Source organism: Falsiporphyromonas endometrii, assembly GCF_042654485.1.
Taxonomy (GTDB): Bacteria; Bacteroidota; Bacteroidia; order Bacteroidales; family Porphyromonadaceae; genus Porphyromonas; species Porphyromonas endometrii.
Genome location: NZ_JBHSGO010000105.1, coordinates 1 through 3449, shown reverse-complemented (window position 1 = coordinate 3449; position 3449 = coordinate 1). Strand labels below are relative to the sequence as shown.

Sequence of the window (3449 nt, the reverse complement as noted above, 5' to 3'; positions counted from 1 at the left end):
TGTCATTAGAAGTGCTTTTGATGGACATATCTCAGCAGTATTTTACTCGTTAAACATATACAAATATACTGATAATCAGCAGTATATGAAATACAATAAGGCTATTATTCGTGCAACATTCTCATGATATATGGTATAATTATGTACTAATATATTCCTAATTCGTGTTATTTTGAAATAATATTACTTACATTTGTCTATTATAATTCCATACAAACATTATTAATGAGACATTCTTACAAATTACTAATTTCATTTGCATCTGCACTCACTTTGTGTAGTAATGCAACCACTGCTTATGGACAGCAGTCATTTGGTGGACAACCTTTAAGTTTGAAATTCGGAAACACGCTACGATCAGCTCAAACGGCTGATGTACGATCTTTTGCTGTTAGGACCAATTTAGATGACTTCTTGAGCCGTCAAGACTGGCTAACGCGAACACAAGCATCCCCATTTGCATTAGGCGTGGTTACTCATGCAGATTTGGATTTTGCTTCGGAGGCAAAAAAGATAAAATTAGAAAATGGGCAAACAGTCTATCGCCTGCTTATTCGTTCTGAAGGAGCCAAAGAAATAGGATTGACCTATAGCGATTTTTATTTGCCCCAAGGATCTCGTCTATTCATTTATAGTCCTTCGGGTGAAATAGTACATGGTGCGTATACAACAGCAACACATTCGGAAGGAGGATCATTTTCTACTACTCCTATTTTAGGAGATCAGTTGGTATTGGAATATGAGCCAAATGCTAAGGGAGAGCTTCCTTCTCTTCATATTAATGGAATTATGCATTTTGCCCGCTCAGGATATAGCTATTCTGATGCAGAAGATGCTTCACAATTCGCAAAGGAGATTAATATCAACTGTCCTCAAGGAGACGATTGGCAGGATCAGAAAGCCGGTGTGTGCAAAATGGTGATAGTTGATAAAGATGGTACAATCTTTAGCTGCTCAGGCGACCTTCTGAATAATACAGCCAAAGATTTTAGCCCTATTATCATTTCTGCGGCTCATTGTTCAGGCCTCAGGGATTACTTTGAGCCTACAGACGATCTTCTTGATCAATGGCAATTTTACTTTCATTTCGAGAAGCCTGGATGTGCCAATAGCGGTACAAGCAATGATGCGCTCGTAAAGACAATGGTTGGATGTCGTAAACTTGCCTTTACTCCCATTGATGGAGATTCTGACGGCCTTTTACTCAAACTAAATAAGGAAATACCGGCATCCTATCGTGTATTTTACAATGGTTGGGATCGTCGATCACATTCAGATAAAGATAATCAAGTTGATTTAAAAGGGGTCGTTGGTATCCATCATCCGGCCGGAGACGTTAAGAAGATTTCTATTTTACATGCTGATGACGAGGAGGGAATTGTGCCGGCCGTTTGGACAAATCCTCTTGGTACGCAAGATGCACATTTTACATTTTCTTTTAATGAAGGTGATACAGAAGGTGGATCATCGGGCAGCTCATTGTTTTCACAAGAGAATAAATTAGTTGTTGGTACACTTACCGGAGGAGGCGATGGACAACAATTTTATGGACGCCTTTCATACCATTGGGATCATTTTGAAGAGAAATTTGGTGACTTTTTGGATCCGGTAGGCAAGAGGCAGGCAGAAACATTAGAAGGAACATATAGGGGACAATTTAGACCTGTTTATCCTGTAACTGAACTTTATGCCCTTCCCGGTAGTAATGAGTCCGAGTTTAAGATTTTTTGGAAGCCTGCCAAAAACACAGACTTTGCGCTTAAGACACTTGGAAAAGACAATGTGAAATATACTATTATCCGCAATGGAAAAGAAATTGCCACTGTGGATGGAACTCGGGAAAACTATACAGATAATACTGCTAAATTATCTGAACTTGGTGCAAGATCGGCTGATTATCAAATACGGGTAAGTTATCATTTCCCTGAAGATCAGGGTGGAGTAGTATCTTATCTTTCTGATCATGCAATGGCAATGCAACCAAGAAAGGTAAAACCATTTGCACCGGATCAGGTAAAAAAGGATGGTAATGCAACTTTAGTAAGTTGGCATACACCGGAGTTTGTGCAAGAATGGTCTAAACTGGGCCTGGATGCATCTAACTCAAAAATGCAGACATTCGAAATGGCAGAAGCAATTATGTGGCCATTCAATAATAGACCATTTGGAGGCGACTTGCAAGAAGGTCAACGTAAGCAACAGGATAAAACTATTTATGTGGAACGTTGGAATATGGGTGCAACTTTCAAAGAGATCGATGGTAAAGTAGCAGAGCCTCTATTCTTAAAGCAGATTAGCTTTATCCCTGACAAAACTCAGGTAGGTAAAAAGATGTGGATACGAGCTGCCTATGAATATATCTTAAGACAAAAAGGCGGAGTATCTGATGTCGTAATGCAGGAATTTGCTGTCTCTGAGAATGAAGTAGGGAATTGGAAGACAGTTGTTTTGGACAAACCACTAAGATTAGATCCCGACAACACATTGATTGTGGGATTTGCTGCACTAAACACAGCAAGACCAAGTCTTACATATTTCGAAGGTTCTCAAAATAGCTTATCCAACAGACAATCAGCACATATGCTTCTCACAGATTTTAAGATGTTGGATTCTGATTATGATAAAGGTGAATATATCGAAGAACTTCAGAATATGAGAGACCCCTATAAAGAGGGTTCTAAGACCCCAACTGTCAATGGCTGCTATATGGCAATGAAATTGTTTGTTGCTAACTCTCCCAGAAAGTTTGAAACACCGGTTTATGAAACAGAGTATGTTGGTAGAAGTCTTGCTCCATCTCCAATCATTGAAGGGTACAATGTTAAGAAAGATGGCCATCTACTTGCAACTGTCGGTGCTGAACAACTGTCATATAAAGATGAAGAAAATACGGAGGGAAAAGGCAATTATGAGATTGAGCCAATATATGATGCAAATACGATGGATGCCGGAATAATAGAAAAAACAAATAGAGCATCTCTCTATCCATCCATTATTGATGATTATACATATTTCAGAGGAAAAGAAGATGCATCTTCCATAAATATCTATAACTTAAACGGACAAGTAGTAAAAAAGCTTAATCATGTATGCCCGGGACAAAAAATTGTATTAGACAATCTAACCCCGGCAACTTATGTTGTGATAATAGATATCAATGGTCAAAACATTGAACAGAAAATCATAAAGAAATAACAATTTACAACTCTATCAGTCATGATTGCGGGGATATGTGGCATTTGTTACATATCCCCGCTTTTTTGTACATGATATCATTTTTCTTTGGACAGGCTTCCCTGATGCAGATTTATCATATAAAAAGGGGGCTGTGTCAAAATTCCATTTGGCGCAGCCCTTTCTGTTTTTTGAAAAAAGTTTCAACTTTCTTTATATAAGTCTTTTCCATATCATGAATAACAGTTATCTTTATGGTAAACAAATAGTTATGT

General features: G+C 38.2%; 1 protein-coding gene. It reads left to right on the top strand.

Features of this window, described 5'->3' with window-relative positions; all coding sequences use genetic code 11:
- Positions 1–225 precede the first annotated feature (225 nt).
- Positions 226–3195: a T9SS type A sorting domain-containing protein gene (locus ACFO3G_RS03605; RefSeq protein ID WP_380078072.1), complete on the top strand. Its 2970-nt coding sequence runs from the start codon at positions 226–228 to the stop codon at positions 3193–3195.
- The last annotated feature ends 254 nt before the right edge of the window (positions 3196–3449 follow it).

Excerpts from the sequence above, each read along its gene's own strand:
- ACFO3G_RS03605 (WP_380078072.1), top strand. The coding sequence starts at position 226 with ATGAGACATTCTTACAAATTACTAATTTCATTTGCATCTGCACTCACT.